Origin of the sequence: Allobosea sp. ASV33 (assembly GCF_016428755.1) — a bacterium.
Taxonomy (GTDB): domain Bacteria; phylum Pseudomonadota; class Alphaproteobacteria; order Rhizobiales; family Beijerinckiaceae; genus Allobosea.
Genome location: NZ_JAELTI010000385.1, coordinates 1 through 297 on the forward strand (window position 1 = coordinate 1; position 297 = coordinate 297).

1 protein-coding gene is annotated in these 297 nt (G+C 57.9%); it reads right to left on the reverse strand.

Translation table 11 applies throughout. The features are described 5' to 3' along the window. Positions 1–297 (reverse strand): NAD(P)/FAD-dependent oxidoreductase (locus JHD80_RS28330; protein WP_199094000.1); only part of this gene is annotated, 297 nt, incomplete at both ends.

The window sequence follows — 297 nt, forward strand, 5'->3', positions numbered from 1 at the left end:
CAATGAACAAGAATAGGTGTCGCAGCGTGCGATGATGTGTGGCTCGAGTCGTGCGGTTACCGAATGTGGCGCCCGTCAGACCAAGCTGTTTGCTTCCCTCGAGAGAAAGCACTTCCGTCTCCGGGTGGATCTCGACATTTGGTAACGCTGCAATCCGATCGATCAGATATCGCGACATCGTCGCTTCGAGATCGCGACGGCGGATCACCAGGTGAAGGCGTTTCACCTTGGGGGCCAAGTATACCACCGCCTGCCCGGCAGAGTTCCCCCCGCCGACCAACGCAACCTCTTCACCTT